This is a genomic window from Pseudomonas moorei, from assembly GCF_042846945.1.
GTDB lineage: Bacteria > Pseudomonadota > Gammaproteobacteria > Pseudomonadales > Pseudomonadaceae > Aquipseudomonas > Aquipseudomonas moorei.
Genome location: NZ_AP035776.1, coordinates 1,107,151 through 1,122,356 on the forward strand (window position 1 = coordinate 1,107,151; position 15,206 = coordinate 1,122,356).

The 15,206-nt window shown below is 60.1% G+C and carries 13 protein-coding genes; 6 read left to right on the forward strand and 7 right to left on the reverse strand.

Annotated elements, in window-relative coordinates:
* Positions 1-11: 11 nt before the first annotated feature.
* The 3 genes from ACGJAX_RS05285 to ACGJAX_RS05295 are packed head-to-tail and all read left to right on the forward strand — an operon-like array spanning position 12 to position 2,343.
* A complete protein-coding gene (locus tag ACGJAX_RS05285) occupies positions 12-737 on the forward strand; it encodes a DUF484 family protein (protein ID WP_390957716.1) in 726 nt (241 codons plus the stop codon).
* Positions 738-739: 2 nt separating this feature from the next.
* Positions 740-1,639, forward strand: a complete 900-nt coding sequence (xerC, locus tag ACGJAX_RS05290) for a tyrosine recombinase XerC (protein WP_247255300.1) — start codon at positions 740-742, stop codon at positions 1,637-1,639.
* Positions 1,636-2,343 (forward strand): HAD family hydrolase, encoded by a 708-nt coding sequence (locus ACGJAX_RS05295; RefSeq protein ID WP_248914534.1) that lies wholly within the window; start codon positions 1,636-1,638, stop codon positions 2,341-2,343. The genes xerC and ACGJAX_RS05295 overlap by 4 nt, the downstream gene beginning before the upstream one ends.
* A gap of 104 nt (positions 2,344-2,447) precedes the next feature.
* On the opposite strand, the gene sutA is transcribed toward ACGJAX_RS05295, so the two are convergent.
* The 4 genes from sutA to glnK form a co-directional block, all read right to left on the reverse strand.
* Positions 2,448-2,771: a transcriptional regulator SutA gene (gene sutA / locus ACGJAX_RS05300; RefSeq protein ID WP_090326552.1), complete on the reverse strand. Its 324-nt coding sequence runs from the start codon at positions 2,769-2,771 to the stop codon at positions 2,448-2,450.
* A gap of 101 nt (positions 2,772-2,872) precedes the next feature.
* A complete protein-coding gene (locus ACGJAX_RS05305; RefSeq protein ID WP_247255298.1) occupies positions 2,873-3,298 on the reverse strand; it encodes a secondary thiamine-phosphate synthase enzyme YjbQ in 426 nt (141 codons plus the stop codon).
* A 215-nt stretch (positions 3,299-3,513) separates the two neighbouring features.
* The gene (locus ACGJAX_RS05310) at positions 3,514-4,851 is read right to left on the reverse strand and encodes an ammonium transporter (protein ID WP_090326559.1); all 1,338 of its coding nucleotides are present in this window, start codon (positions 4,849-4,851) and stop codon (positions 3,514-3,516) included.
* Between the two features lie 35 nt (positions 4,852-4,886).
* Positions 4,887-5,225, reverse strand: a complete 339-nt coding sequence (glnK, locus tag ACGJAX_RS05315) for a P-II family nitrogen regulator (RefSeq protein WP_002555808.1) — start codon at positions 5,223-5,225, stop codon at positions 4,887-4,889.
* A 418-nt stretch (positions 5,226-5,643) separates the two neighbouring features.
* Between glnK and ACGJAX_RS05320 the strand changes: the two genes are divergently transcribed.
* The gene (locus ACGJAX_RS05320; RefSeq protein ID WP_090326561.1) at positions 5,644-5,904 is read left to right on the forward strand and encodes an accessory factor UbiK family protein; all 261 of its coding nucleotides are present in this window, start codon (positions 5,644-5,646) and stop codon (positions 5,902-5,904) included.
* Between the two features lie 1,316 nt (positions 5,905-7,220).
* A complete protein-coding gene (locus ACGJAX_RS05325) occupies positions 7,221-8,714 on the forward strand; it encodes a YifB family Mg chelatase-like AAA ATPase (protein WP_390957722.1) in 1,494 nt (497 codons plus the stop codon).
* 33 nt (positions 8,715-8,747) lie between these two features.
* Here the strand turns inward: ACGJAX_RS05325 and ACGJAX_RS05330 are convergent, their stop codons facing one another.
* Positions 8,748-10,724, reverse strand: coding sequence for a Cache 3/Cache 2 fusion domain-containing protein (locus tag ACGJAX_RS05330; RefSeq protein ID WP_390957724.1), 1,977 nt, complete (start codon positions 10,722-10,724; stop codon positions 8,748-8,750).
* A 183-nt stretch (positions 10,725-10,907) separates the two neighbouring features.
* Positions 10,908-11,828 (reverse strand): LysR substrate-binding domain-containing protein, encoded by a 921-nt coding sequence (locus ACGJAX_RS05335; protein ID WP_090326571.1) that lies wholly within the window; start codon positions 11,826-11,828, stop codon positions 10,908-10,910.
* Positions 11,829-11,986: 158 nt separating this feature from the next.
* On the opposite strand from ACGJAX_RS05335, the gene ACGJAX_RS05340 reads away from it, so the two are divergent.
* Positions 11,987-13,384 carry a NorM family multidrug efflux MATE transporter gene (locus ACGJAX_RS05340; RefSeq protein WP_390957726.1) on the forward strand — a complete coding sequence of 466 codons (1,398 nt, stop codon included), beginning with the start codon at positions 11,987-11,989 and terminating at the stop codon, positions 13,382-13,384.
* A gap of 135 nt (positions 13,385-13,519) precedes the next feature.
* Here the strand turns inward: ACGJAX_RS05340 and ACGJAX_RS05345 are convergent, their stop codons facing one another.
* Positions 13,520-15,193 (reverse strand): bifunctional diguanylate cyclase/phosphodiesterase, encoded by a 1,674-nt coding sequence (locus ACGJAX_RS05345; RefSeq protein WP_090326572.1) that lies wholly within the window; start codon positions 15,191-15,193, stop codon positions 13,520-13,522.
* Between the last annotated feature and the right edge of the window lie 13 nt (positions 15,194-15,206).

Here is a 15,206-nt window from a genome sequence, read left to right on the forward strand (position 1 = left end):
GAGCCAAAGCCATGACCGATAAGCCTCAGGTACCCGCCCGACAGTCCGACGAATCCCCGTCCGAGAGCCTGGAGGCGGCGGCGATTGCCGCGTACCTGGAGGCTCATCCGGACTTCTTCGTCCAGCACGAAGAATTGCTGCCGGCCTTGCGCATTCCCCACCGGCGCGGCGACACCGTGTCGCTGGTGGAACGCCAGATGACCATCCTGCGTGATCGCAACATCGAGTTGCGGCACCGTCTCTCGCACTTGATGGACGTGGCCCGCGACAACGACCGGTTGTTCGACAAGACCCGCCGCCTGATCCTCGCACTGATGGACGCCGCCAGCCTGGAAGACGTGGTGATGTCTGTCGAAGACAGCCTGCGCCAGGACTTTCAGGTGCCTTTTGTCAGCCTCATTCTGCTTGGCGACAATGCCATGCCGGTCGGCCGCTGGGTGACCCACGCCGAGGCGCAAGTGGCTATTGGCGGCTTGTTGCAGGAAGAAAAAAGCGTCAGCGGCAGCCTGCGCGAGCACGAGCTGGACTTCCTGTTCGGCGAAGAGCAGCGCAAGCAGATCGGTTCCACCGCCGTCGTCGCCATCAGCCACCAGGGCATCCACGGCATCCTGGCCATCGCCAGCCGTGATCCGCAGCACTACAAAAGCTCGGTGGGCACCTTGTTCCTGAGCTACATCGCCGAAGTCATGGGCCGCGTGCTGCCACGGGTCAACAACTCCCTGCGCTCGGTACGCTGAACATGGAACGGCAACTGGACGCTTACTGCGAACACCTGCGCAGTGAGCGGCAGGTGTCCCCACACACCCTTTCGGCCTATCGTCGCGACCTCGACAAGGTGCTGGGCTGGTGCGTCAAACAGAACATCGGCAGTTGGGCAGCGCTGGACATCCAGCGCCTGCGCAGCCTGATCGCTCGCCTGCATGCACAAGGCCAGTCCTCCCGCAGTCTGGCGCGGTTGTTGTCGGCGGTGCGAGGGCTCTATCACTACCTGAACCGTGAAGGCCTGTGCGACCACGATCCGGCCAACGGCCTGACGCCACCCAAGGGCGAACGCCGCCTGCCGAAAACCCTCGACACTGACCGCGCGCTGCAACTGCTTGAAGGCGGTGTGGAGGATGATTTTCTGGCACGTCGCGATCAGGCGATACTTGAGCTGTTCTACTCTTCCGGGCTGCGCCTGTCGGAGCTGACCGGACTGAATCTTGATCAGCTTGATTTGGCGGATGGCATGGTCCAGGTGCTCGGCAAGGGCAGCAAAACCCGTCTGCTGCCGGTGGGCAAAATGGCGCGCGAAGCCTTGGAACTCTGGTTGCCATTGCGGGCATTGGCCAATCCGGCGGACGACGCGGTATTTGTCAGCCAGCAAGGCCGGCGGCTCGGCCCACGGGCGATTCAGCTACGGGTAAAAGCCGCTGGCGAACGTGAGCTCGGGCAAAACCTGCACCCGCACATGTTGCGCCACTCCTTCGCCAGCCACTTGCTGGAGTCCTCCCAGGACCTGCGGGCGGTGCAGGAGCTGCTCGGCCATTCGGACATCAAGACCACGCAGATTTATACCCACCTGGACTTCCAGCACCTGGCCACGGTCTATGACAGTGCTCATCCACGGGCCAAACGCATTAAAGGCGATGATTCATGACTCTCCAACTGATCACCTTCGACCTCGACGACACTCTGTGGGACACCGCTCCGGTGATCGTCAGCGCCGAAGCCATCCTCCGTGAATGGCTGGCTGAACACGCACCGAATCTGGGCGCGGTGCCGGTGGAGCACTTGTGGGCCATTCGCGAACGCATCCTGAGCATCGAGCCGAACCTCAAGCATCGCATCAGCGCCCTGCGCCGCCGGGTGCTGTTCCAGGCGCTGGAAGAAGCCGGTTACGCCCATACAGAAGCGTCCGACCTGGCCGATCAGAGCTTCGAAGTGTTTCTGCATGCCCGGCATCAGCTGGAAATCTTCCCTGAAGTACAACCGACCCTGGAAGTGCTGGCCAACCATTACACCCTCGGCGTGGTGACCAACGGCAATGCCGACGTACGACGCCTGGGGCTCGCGGACTACTTCAAGTTTGCGTTATGCGCCGAAGACATCGGCATCGCCAAACCTGATTCTCGATTGTTCCATGAGGCGCTGCAGCGTGGCGGTGCCACGGCCGAGACAGCGGTGCACATCGGTGACCACCCGGGCGACGATATTGCCGGCGCCCAGCAAGCGGGACTGCGGGCGATCTGGTTCAACCCGGCCGGCAAGGACTGGGAAGCCGAGCGATTGCCGGATGCCGAGATCCGTAGCCTGACCGAGTTGCCGGCGTTGTTGGCGAGTTGGAACAAGGCCTCGAGCTGACAAGCTCGCTCCCTTAGATAACACCGCAGCTTTCATATTTTTTGTTTCAGGCATGAAAAAGCCCGCAGCGACGGCGGGCTTTTTCAGCAAGCAAGGAAACAGGCTTAGATAGGCCGGCTGCCGTACTTGTTATCAGGCTTCTTGGGCGGATCGGCGACCACGTTGGCCTCCACTTCCTGCACCTTGCCGCCACGAGCCAGGAACTCTTCCATGGCCTTGGCCAGGGCGTCGCGCTCCTTGTTCTTGGCTTCGACACTCGGCAGCTCATCGATTGATACCGCTGCCTTGGCTTTGCCTTTGGCGGTCGGAACCGGCGCATCACCGCCGTCATCTTCAGCGACGTCTTCCGCCGCTGCTTCCAGACCTTCTTCGGTTTCGTCGTCGTCGCCTACTTCGAGGTCGTCGTTTTCCAGATCATCGTCGCTCATGTTCTACCTCATGACTTGCGAAAAGCAGATTAGTTATAGCCCAGCTTTGCCCTCTGTCGAAGGCTGCCGGAAAAAAATCAACAGCCGCTGCTGACCAGCGGTTATGCCCCTTCACCGTGCAAGGTGGCGAGGACTTTACGGGCACCGCCATGATCACGGTGCTCGCCCAGATAAACGCCTTGCCAGGTCCCTAGCGCCAGTCGGCCCGCCGAAACCGGCAAACTGAGCTGACAGCCAAGCACGCTGGCCTTGAAGTGCGCCGGGAGGTCGTCCAGGCCTTCGTCGTTATGCTCATAGCCGTCTGTTCCTTGTGGGATCAGACGATTGAAAAATCGTTCGAAGTCGCGACGTACCGCCGGATCGGCGTTCTCGTTGATGGTCAACGACGCCGAGGTATGCTGTAGCCACAAATGCAGCAGACCAACCCGACACGCCCTGAGTTCAGGCAAGCCGGCGAGTAACTCGTCCGTTACCAGATGAAAGCCCCGGGGCCTCGCCCGCAGGGTAATCAGAGTCTGCTGCCACATACAGTTCTCCGCACGTTCGGGGCGCATTCTAGCGCGCTCTGGGAAAAAACAAAGGCCCTAATATTCCTTCATTCCTGTAAGCCATCAGCGGCACAAAAACCCGCGTCCTAAACGTCGCAAAAGCTGTAAGAAAAAACCTTTCAGCGCAGCCCACGATGACAAATTCCGGACAAAAAAATGCCCGGCAAGCCGGGCAAGTTTTCTCATGCGCGTGCTTACAAGTTGTAGCCGCGTTCGTTGTGAAGCGCCAGGTCGATACCGACGGCTTCTTCTTCTTCGGTGATACGCAGACCCATGATGGCGTCCAGTACCTTGAGAATGATGAAGGTGACGATCGCGGTGTAGATCACCGTGAAGCCCACGCCTTTGCACTGAATCCAGACTTGAGCGGCAATGTCGGTGACGGTGCCGAAGCCACCCAGGGACGGTGCAGCGAATACACCGGTCAGGATCGCGCCGAGGATACCGCCGATACCGTGCACGCCGAAGGCGTCCAGGGAGTCGTCATAGCCGAGCTTGCGTTTCAGGGTGGTGGCACAGAAGAAGCACACCACGCCCGCGGCCAGGCCGATTATCAGTGAGCCCATTGGGCCTACAGTACCGGCGGCCGGGGTAATGGCGACCAGGCCGGCAACCACACCCGATGCGATACCCAGTGCGCTAGGTTTGCCGTGGGTGATCCACTCGGCGAACATCCAGCCCAGCGCGGCGGCGGCGGTTGCGATCTGGGTCACCAGCATCGCCATGCCGGCAGTACCGTTGGCCGCAGCTGCGGAACCGGCGTTGAAACCAAACCAGCCGACCCACAGCATGGCCGCGCCTACCAGGGTGTAACCAAGGTTATGCGGAGCCATTGGAGTCGTAGGGAAGCCTTTTCGCTTGCCCAGCACCAGGCAGGCTACAAGACCTGCAATACCGGCGTTGATGTGCACCACGGTGCCACCGGCGAAATCCAGTACGCCCCAGTCGCCCAACAGAGAACCCGGACCGCTCCAGACCATGTGCGCAATCGGCGCATATACCAGAGTGAACCACACGCCCATGAAGACCAGCATTGCAGAGAACTTCATCCGCTCAGCGAACGCACCGACGATCAGCGCTGGAGTAATGATGGCGAAAGTCATCTGATAGGTAACAAATACCGCTTCAGGGAACAGCGCCGCAGGGCCGGTAATGCTGGCCGGTGTGATGCCGGCGAGGAAGGCCTTGGCAAGGCTGCCGACAAAGGAGTTGTAGTTGACCACGCCTGCTTCCATGCCAGTCGTGTCAAACGCCATGCTGTAGCCATAAATGAACCACAGGATGGTAACCAGCCCCGTAATGGCGAAGCACTGCATCATCACGGAAAGAATATTTTTCGAACGAACCATGCCGCCGTAGAACAGCGCGAGACCGGGAATGGTCATGAACAGCACGAGGGCAGTCGAGGTCAACATCCAGGCGGTATCGCCGGAGTTGAGGACTGGAGTCGCCACCGGATCTGCCGCCATGGCCAGGCCGGGCATTACGATGGACAACAGGGCTCCTAGCCCTGCGAATTTACGCAGAGTCATATTGTTTTCTCCTGGGGCGTTGGGTTTGTGGCGGCTTAGATTGCGTCGGTATCGGTTTCGCCGGTACGGATGCGAATCGCCTGTTCCAGATTGACCACGAAGATCTTGCCGTCACCGATCTTGCCGGTGTTGGCGGCCTTGGTTATCGCCTCGATAACCCGGTCGAGATCCTTGTCGTCAATGGCGACATCAATCTTCACCTTTGGCAGGAAATCGACCACGTATTCCGCGCCGCGATACAGCTCGGTGTGCCCCTTCTGCCGACCGAAGCCTTTGACTTCGGTGACGGTAATGCCCTGCACGCCGATCTCGGACAACGATTCGCGCACGTCGTCCAACTTGAACGGCTTGATGATGGCAGTGACTAGCTTCATGAAAACTCTCTCCCGAATTGGTGGACTTGCCCCAGGAAAACAAACCCGTCTCAAGTCTAAGCGCAGTGCCTGGCTTTGTAACGCATCGTCGGCCTTACCTGCCCGTCCGACGCCAGCTACCCGCTCCTCACGAAACACTCCCCGCGTTTCGCTTGGCGCACTGCATTCGTCACAGCGACTGCATCAGTGCATGGGTCACCATGGACTAAGCAGAAAGCTTGCCATCTCCACAAAACCTACTGTTTTCAAGCCTTTACCAGTAGATGCCAGCAACTTCGCAACAACACTCCATGCGTTACGCACAACAACGGTGCGATGCCGTCCGTCCCCATGCGCGAAAAGCGTGCATCGACCGCCCGCGAAATGACTATAGACACTGCGTGATACACTGCCTGCCATTGTTATCAGGACCTTTCCCATGCTCGCGCCCAAAGACTTCCTCGACGCCCTGACTGGCACCGCCTCCCGTCTCTTCAGCGGCGACACCCCATTGCCGAAAAGCGAAATCGAAAGCCAATTCAAGGCCCTGCTGCAGAGTGGCTTCAGCAAGCTGGATCTGGTGAGCCGGGAAGAGTTTGATAGCCAGATGGTCGTGCTGGCGCGGACGCGAGCACGGTTGGAAGCACTTGAAACGAAGGTCGCGGAGATGGAAGCGAGGCTCAATCCGCCTGCAGAATAACGCCCCAATCCCTAATGGTTAGCCCCATTCCACCGTGTACGCGAGCCTGCTCGCGACAAGGTCGTAACGACTGTCAGATTTATCTGTAGGAATTGCCGAGACTGCGGTCTTCAAGCCCGCAAGAGTCCCGGCAACATCCTACGAAACTCTCATCCGCCGTCTGATTGCGCCGCAAATCCCCCCTTTCTAAGCTCTCCTCTCAAATGAGTCATTTGAACGCGAGCACTGCATCAGCACGAAAAAAATCTAGCCCGCAGTGAATATTAGTTATTGATACCAATGGAATATTCCTAACATCACAAGGAGTAACACCGCAAAAAGCTGTGTATATCTGTCTATATTTGTGACGCCCCCCGGCCCAGATGGAAGCAAAATCCCAAAGTGGAATAACACAGCCACTCCCAGCGGCGGTGCTACCTGCACCATAAGAGCAACCAGAACCAACCTATCCACCTTTGCTTGGTCAGTAGAAATCACGATGAAGTAAATAACGTCGCGGGCCTTGAAAGACCTTCCCCTTGCCAACAGGTAATTTTTTCGGCAGATCCTATCTGACTTATAAAAACAAAGGAGTTGCAGTGATGATTAACTCAACAAGCAATCCTGTAGTGAAAAGCAGTCTAGCCCTGACTGGATCAATAACGATGACAGCGGCACGTTTACCGTTAATGAAAGACGGGCAGCGCTGGAAGAGTCAGACAAACAAGAATTCGCATGGAGGCAAAAAGTCGTTGCCGAGGCAGAGCATGAATACAACACCACAGGAAAACTGACCAAATTCTTCCAAAGCGTCCTTGACCATTACAAAGGCTTACCTCGAATAGAACAAGCAGACTACCCGAGCGACTACGAATCCAGACTTAATGAATTGATAGCTTTAGACTTTAACTATTTGACGCATGTCGCAGAAGGCAAAGAGAAGGTCGACATAGAAAGCTTTATACTAAAAATTCTAAATAGTGATAGCAATCTGCCTGACGACGAACAGTCTTCCTCTAAGCCGCCTCAACCGAGCGAGCGATCCTGAGCCAACTTAGTTGGCCACCCATATCTTTCCACACGCAGCAATGCAATAACTGATCACTTTCCACTAACGCTGGCGCATCGCACTTTAATCGCTCTTCAAAGAGATTAAAGATTGGAATCGTTTGCGGCGGGGGAGCGCTCCCCCTCGCCACAGAATCAATGCGCTGCCCGTGGAGCCGCGCAACATCTTGCGAAAATTCCTTGCCTGCCATGCACCGCGGAAACAGCACTGCCGTCTACCCTTGCAAAAACCCGCAGGAGGCGGCCCCCGTACAACTCAAGGAACGACCATGTCCCTCTCCATCGTCCACAGCCGCGCCCAGATTGGCGTGGATGCCCCCGCCGTCACCGTCGAAGTTCATCTGGCCAATGGCTTGCCGTCGCTGACCATGGTCGGCCTGCCCGAAGCGGCGGTGAAGGAGAGCAAGGATCGGGTGCGCAGTGCGATCATCAATTCCGGGCTGCAGTTTCCGGCTCGGCGAATCACCCTGGATCTGGCCCCGGCGGATTTGCCCAAGGATGGCGGACGGTTCGATCTGGCAATTGCCTTGGGGATTCTTTCGGCCAGTGTGCAGGTGCCGACATTGACGCTCGATGATGTGGAGTGTCTGGGCGAGCTGGCCCTGTCAGGCGCAGTGCGTGCGGTGCGGGGCGTGTTGCCGGCGGCGTTGGCCGCGCGCAAGGCCGGACGCTCGTTGATGGTGCCGCGTGCGAATGCCGAAGAAGCGTGCCTGGCGTCGGGGTTGAAGGTGATTGCGGTGGATCATCTGCTGCAGGCCGTGGCGCATTTCAACGGGCACACGCCGGTTGAGCCCTATGTGTCCGATGGATTGATCCACGCCAGCAAACCCTACCCCGACCTGAACGAAGTGCAGGGTCAGCAAGCAGCCAAACGGGCGTTGCTGATTGCAGCGGCGGGTGCGCATAACCTCCTCTTCAGCGGACCTCCCGGAACGGGCAAGACGCTTCTGGCGAGTCGCCTGCCAGGGCTGCTGCCCCCACTGGCAGAGTGCGAAGCACTGGAAGTGGCCGCCATTCAGTCCGTCACCAGTTGCGTCCCGTTGAGCCATTGGCCGCAGCGCCCCTTCAGACAACCGCACCACTCGGCTTCTGGCCCGGCGCTGGTCGGTGGCGGCTCGAAACCACAGCCCGGTGAAATCACCCTCGCCCACCACGGTGTTTTGTTTCTCGATGAGCTTCCAGAGTTCGACCGCAAAGTGCTCGAGGTTTTGAGAGAGCCACTGGAGTCAGGCCATATCGTGATTTCCCGGGCCAAGGATCGCGTGCGGTTTCCGGCACGTTTTCAGTTGGTGGCGGCAATGAATCCGTGCCCTTGTGGATATCTTGGCGAACCCACTGGCCGCTGCTCCTGCACGCCGGACATGGTTCAGCGCTATCGCAACAAACTGTCCGGGCCCTTGCTGGATCGGATCGATTTGCACCTGACGGTGGCGCGGGAGGCCACGGCGTTGAATCCGACGGTGAAACCCGGAGAGGACAGCGCCAGCGCGGCGGTGCTGGTCGCTGACGCCCGTGAACGCCAGCAAAAGCGTCAGGGGTGCGCCAACGCCTTTCTTGATCTGCCGGGGCTGCGTCGGCATTGCAAGTTATCCACAGTCGATGAGAACTGGCTGGAAACGGCCTGTGAACGGCTGACGTTGTCGTTGCGGTCGGCGCATCGGTTGCTGAAGGTGGCGCGAACCCTGGCGGATCTGGAACAGGTCGACGGGATCAAGCGGGAGCATCTGGCGGAGGCATTGCAGTATCGGCCGGCAACGCAATGAGTGCCTGCTCTCGATGACTATTTCAAAGGCACATCAGCGAAACCGGTCAACCTCCGACCGCAAATCCGCCGCCAGCTTCTCCAGCTCTTTAGCGGTGACCGCCAGGTTCGACACTACTTCCCGCTGCTCGCTGTTGGCCAGCGCAATGCTTTGCAAGTTGCTGCTGAGCAACGTCGCCGTACTGCTCTGTTCCTGGGTCGCCGTGGTAATCGCGGCGAATTGCTGACCGGCTGAACGACTTTGCTCATCGATATGCGCCAGTGCGGAGGCCACGTTGGCGTTGCGCGACAAGCCTTCCTGCATCAGCACATTACCCTGCTCCATGGTGCTGATGGCGTTGCCGGTTTCCTGCTGAATGCTCTGGATCATCACGGAGATTTCCTCCGTGGCCTGACGGGTGCGCGAGGCGAGGTTACGTACTTCGTCGGCCACCACGGCAAAGCCACGCCCCTGCTCACCGGCACGCGCCGCTTCGATCGCAGCGTTGAGCGCCAACAAGTTGGTTTGTTCGGCAATCGAGGTGATGACGCCAACGATGCCGCCGATTTCCTGGGAGCGCTGTCCCAAGGTATTGATCACCGTCGCCGTGCTGTTCAATGCGCCGGCAATTTGCTCAAGCGACGAGGACGCTTCGTCCATCGATGTACGACCGATTTGCGTTTGCCGAGCGTTTTCCAGTGCCAGACGCTGGGTGCTGCCCATGTTGTCGGCGATGTTCAGGGAGGTGGCACTGAACTCTTCCACGGCCCCGGCCATGCTGGTGATCTCGCCCGATTGCTGCTCCATCCCTTCATAGGCTCCGCCGGACAACCCGGACAAGGCCTGGGCGCGGCTGTTGACCTCCATCGAGGCGTTGCGGATGTGTTCGACCATGGTCGACAACGCCTGACTCATCTGGTTGAAGGCGCGAGCCAACTGGCCGATTTCATCATTGCTCGACACGCTCAGACGCACGCTCAAATCACCGGCACCCAAGGCTTCGGCCTGACGCACCAGATCACCCAGCGGCGCCAGTTTGCTGCGCAACAGCCAGACCGCTGCGCCGACCGCCAACAACATCGCCAACAGACTGCCGATAGCCAACTGGATACCGACGCTCCAGGTCACAGCGCTGATTTCGGTTTTCGGCATGCTTGCCACCACCGACCACGGCCCGCCTTCAAACGGTACGGCAATGCTGTAGAAGTCTTCGGACTTGTCGCTCCAGAACCGGCCTTTGCCTGGCGTCTTGATCAGCGCCATGACCGCCGGGACGGCCTGATCCAGCGCTTGCACACCGGCAATCGGCACCAGCCATTTGTTCTGCTCGTCCAGCAGTGCCAGGGAACCGGTCTGGCCGATGCGGAAACGCTTGAGGTTTTCGAACTGAGCATTTTGCGCGTCGGTGTAATCGAAGCCCACGAACAACACGGCAATCACCTTGCCGCTGCTGTCACGTACCGGGGTGTATTGCGTCATGTAGGAGCGTTCGAACAGCAAGGCACGCCCGACATAGCTCTGCCCCGCCATCAGGCGTGCGTAAGCCGGGTGGGCGTGATCAAGCATCGTGCCGATGGCCCGGCTGCCGTCCTGTTTGCTCAGGGACGTACTGACCCGGATAAAGTCTTCACCGCTACGCACGAACACCGTGGCCGCACCGGCAGTCATCTGCTTGAACTCGTCCACTTCCTTGAAGTCGTTGTTTAACACTTCGCTGCCCAGGTGCAGGCCCGGGGTCTGCGTGCCCGCCACCGTCACCGGCTCATCCGGGTGCACGCTCAAGCCGGCACTGAAACGCTTCTCGAACAGACCCGCCAGGCGCTGGGTGCTTTCACGCAACGTGCCGTGGAAAGTGCTCAACTGATCGGCCAGCAACCGGGCCTCGCTGGTCAGGTGCTCTTCGCGGGTAGCGAGGTTGGCGGCATCTAGCGAACGCAGGGCGAACAAGGTGCTTGCGCTGATGACTGTCACCAGAATCAAGGCGAGCGCAAGACCCAGCTGTGAGGCGATCCGGGCACGAGGTTGAGGCATGACAGCTCCTGGCCGAGCGAGCGGATCATCCTGATCGCGGCGCACTCAGTAAAAGTTTCTGATGATGGGAAAGCGTCGAACCTGCACGAAGGTCCCATGTGCACCTATTCGGCGGTGAACGGGAATACTTGAGCGTTTGACCCGGATATAGCTCAAGCCCGTCGGTGTTGAGGCTCTATCGATTCAGCTCAAGTGCTCGACATCCGGCAACTCCATCGCCCGGACCTCACTTTGCAAGAAGTCGCTGAGCCGACGCATGCGCTCGCCACCGGGGCGGGTTTTCGGCCAGACCAGGTAATAACGCTCGCCGCTTGCGACAGCGGTTGGCCATGGCAGGCTCAAGCGTCCCTGTGCCACATCTTCCGCCACCATCAGCAGATCGCCCATGGACACGCCGTAGCCGCGGGCGGCCGCGATCATGCCCAGTTCCAGCGTATCGAACACCTGGCCACCCTTGAGCGACACTTGATCGGCCAGGCCCATGCGCTCCAGCCAGTTACGCCAGTCGCGGCGGTCCGGTGTCGGGTGCAGCAACTCGGTGTTTGCCAGGCGCGCCGCATCCCAAGGCTGATCATTCGGCAGGTTGGGCGCGCCCACTGGAATCAGCTCCTCGGGAAACAGGTAACTCGCCTCCCAATCCGGCGGGAAGTGCCCGTTGCTCAGCAATACCGCGCAGTCGAACGGCTCCTCGTTGAAATCCACAGAATCGACATCCATCCAGGCGCTGGTCAATTGCACCTCGTTGCCCGGTTGCAAATGGCGGAAGCGACTCAGGCGCGCCAGCAACCAGCGCATGGTCAGGGTCGACGGGGCTTTCATGCGCAGGATGTCGTCTTCGGCGCGCAGGGTGTTACAGGCGCGCTCCAGGGCGGTGAAGCCCTCGCGGATGCCAGGCAATAGCAAGCGCGCCGATTCGGTCAGTTGCAGATGACGGCCACTGCGATGAAACAAGCGACAGGCGAAGTGCTCTTCGAGCGTACGAATGTGCCGGCTGACCGCACTCTGCGTGATCGACAGTTCTTCGGCCGCTCGTGTGAACGAACTGTGCCGCGCCGCAGCTTCGAATGCGCGCAAGGCATACAAGGGAGGGAGACGACGTGACATTGGGAAAGCTCCTACAGCGGGATTTGGCCACCCTAGCAGAAACTCTCCAGCATGAGTTTGAATCATGCCACCCATCCTTTTTATCCCTTTGTGCATTCCGTCCAGAGCGCCGAGAATCGACGCTTTCCTGTCCTCTTTGATAAACGAGCGTGATGACCATGCAGCATCCAGCGCGTATTGAACTCTGGGCCATCCTGCGGCTGGCGGGGCCGTTGATTGCCTCGCAGTTGGCGCACATGTTGATGGTCCTCACCGACACCTTGATGATGGCGCGCCTGAGTCCCGAGGCACTGGCCGGCGGCGGGCTCGGCGCGGCGACCTATTCGTTCGTGTCGATTTTCTGCATTGGCGTGATTGCGGCAGTCGGCACCCTGGTGGCGATCCGTCAGGGTGCCGGCGACATCCTCGGCGCGACCCGGTTGACCCAGGCCGGTTTGTGGCTGGCGTGGCTGATGGCATTGGTCGCCGGGCTGCTGTTGTGGAATCTGAAACCGGTGTTGCTGCTGTTCGGCCAGACTGAAAGCAACGTCCAGTCGGCCGGCCAGTTTCTGATCTTTCTGCCGTTCGCCCTGCCCGGCTATCTGAGCTTCATGGCCCTGCGTGGCTTCACCAGTGCCATCGGCCGTGCGACGCCAGTGATGGTGATCAGCCTGGGCGGTACGGTGGCGAACTTCCTGCTCAACTACGCCTTGATTACCGGCATGTTTGGCCTGCCGAAACTGGGGCTCATGGGTATCGGCCTGGTCACGGCGATTGTCGCCAACCTCATGGCCCTGGCATTGGCGCTGCATATTCGCCGGCACCCGGCTTACGACGCCTATCCGCTGCGTCAGGGCCTGCTGCGGCTCAACCGACAGTACCTGAAAGAGCTGTGGCGCCTGGGCCTGCCGATTGGCGGCACTTACGCGGTGGAGGTCGGGCTGTTTGCCTTCGCGGCACTGTGCATGGGCACCATGGGCAGCACGCAACTGGGCGCACACCAGATCGCCCTGCAGATCGTCTCGGTGGCGTTCATGGTACCGGCGGGGATTTCCTACGCGATCACCATGCGCATCGGCCAGCACTACGGTGCCGGGCAACTGCTCGATGCACGACTGGCTGGCCGGGTCGGCCTCGCTTTCGGTGCCGCGGCGATGCTGTGTTTCGCGATGGTGTTCTGGCTGTTGCCGAACCAGTTGGTGGGCCTGTTTCTTGACCACAACGACCCGGCGTTTCGCGACGTCATCCACCTGGCGGTGAGCCTGTTGGCGGTCGCAGCCTGGTTCGAACTGTTCGACGGTACGCAAACCATCGCCATGGGCTGCATTCGTGGACTCAAGGACGCCAAGACCACATTCCTGGTCGGTCTGGCTTGCTATTGGCTGATCGGTGCGCCTGCGGCGTGGTGGATGGCGTTCGACTTGCAATGGGGGCCGACGGGCGTCTGGTGGGGCCTGGCGCTGGGCCTGGCGTGCTCGGCGGTGAGTTTGACGCTGGCGTTCGAGTGGAAGATGAAGCGAATGATTCGGCAGGACACGTCGCCAGAGCAGCGCTACGGGTTTGCTCAGACTGACTGAGATCCCTTTTGGGAGTGAGCTTGCTCGCGATAAACCTGAGAACGCCGCGGGGCACCTGCCAACCGGCATTATCGTTGTCGTTCATCGCGAGCGAGCCTGCTCCTGCGGGGCTCCGTGGCAGCCTATTATTCGCGGTCAGCTCACCACTTCCAGCATCGCCTGCTGGCTGGAATCAAACGTCAGGTAGTCCACCAGATCCGCCAGGGCCAACGGCTTGCTGATCAGATAACCCTGCACCTGATCGCAATCAAACCCGCGCAACAGCTCCAGTTGCTCCGGGGTTTCCACCCCTTCGGCGACGACTTCGAGGTTGAGGTTGTGCGCCAGGTTGATCATGGCGTGGACCAGTTTGCGATTCTCTTCCCGCTGCTCCATGCCGCCGACGAAGCTCTTGTCGATCTTGAGCAAGGTAATCGGCAGGCTGTTGAGGTGTACGAACGACGAGAACCCGGTACCGAAATCGTCGAGGGAGAAACGCACCCCCAGGCGCCCCAGGGCGTCCATGGTCTGCTTGACCAGATCACTGCGGCGCATGACCGCGGTTTCGGTCAATTCGAACTCCAGCCACTGCGCCTCGACGCCACGCTCGGCAATCAGCCGGCTCAGGGTCGAGAGCAACTGGCTGTCCTGAAACTGCCGGAACGACAGATTGATCGCCATGTGCAAAGGCGGCAAGCCGCGCTCACGCAGGGCCTGCATGTCACGCAAGGCCCGGGAAATCACCCAGTAACCCAGTGGCACGATCAAGCCGCTTTGCTCGGCCAGCGGCACGAATTCACTCGGCGGCAGCAAGCCACGCTCGCCATGACGCCAGCGCACCAATGCCTCGAGGCCGACGATCTGCCCGTCCTCAAGGTTCAGGCGTGGCTGGTAATGCAGTTCCAGCTCATCGCGGCGCAATGCCCGGCGCAGTTCGCTTTCGAGGTCGGCGATGCTGCGGGCATTGCGGTTGATGCGCTCGTTGAAGATATGAAAGGTGCAGCCCTGTGTGCTCTTGGCCTGCTGCATGGCGATGTGTGCGTGCCACATCAATGGGTCGGCACCGGCCTGGGCCCGAGCGTGGGCGATACCCAGGCTGGAGCCGATCAACAGGCTTTCGCCATCGACCCAATACGGCTCGGCCAGCGCTTCGGTGATGCGCTCGGCCATCCACTCGGCGCGCTGAGGGGCGCGACGGGTGTCGATCAGCAAGGCGAATTCATCACTGCCCAGCCGTGCCAGTTGATCGCCGGCCTCAAGCTGGCTTTTGAGCCGCGCGACCACTTGCAGAATCAACCGGTCACCGGCCTGGTGGCCAAGGGCATCGTTGGCGTGACGGAAGTTGTCGAGATCGAGGTGGCCCAGCGCCAGGCCACGCCCTTCGTTTTCGGCCAATCGGGCCGTCAACAATGTCTGGAAGCCCTGACGATTGGCAATGCCGGTCAAAGGGTCTTGTTCGGCGAGGCGCTGCAGAGTGTTTTCCAGCACCCCGCGCTCGCGAACATGCCGCAGGCACCGACGCAGCATGCCCGGGTCGAGATGGTCGCGTACCAGCCAGTCACTCACACCGTCGGGTGGCGTCAGCGGTTCATGCTCAAGCAGCAACACCGTCGGCAGACAGCAACGGCCAGGCGCCGGCTGAAGAGCCGGGATCGTCAACAACACCGCGCTGCGGTTGTCGTCGAACAGACTGCTGACCGACTCCCAACTCGGCGCGCTGATGAGCACGGCCGAGCTCCCCATCGGAGCCAGACACTCGCGCAACAACGCTGCCCACGCTGGCTCTTCGGCCAGTAGCAGCAAACGCAAGGGTTCGACAGGCGTAGACAAGCTAGCTCCCTAG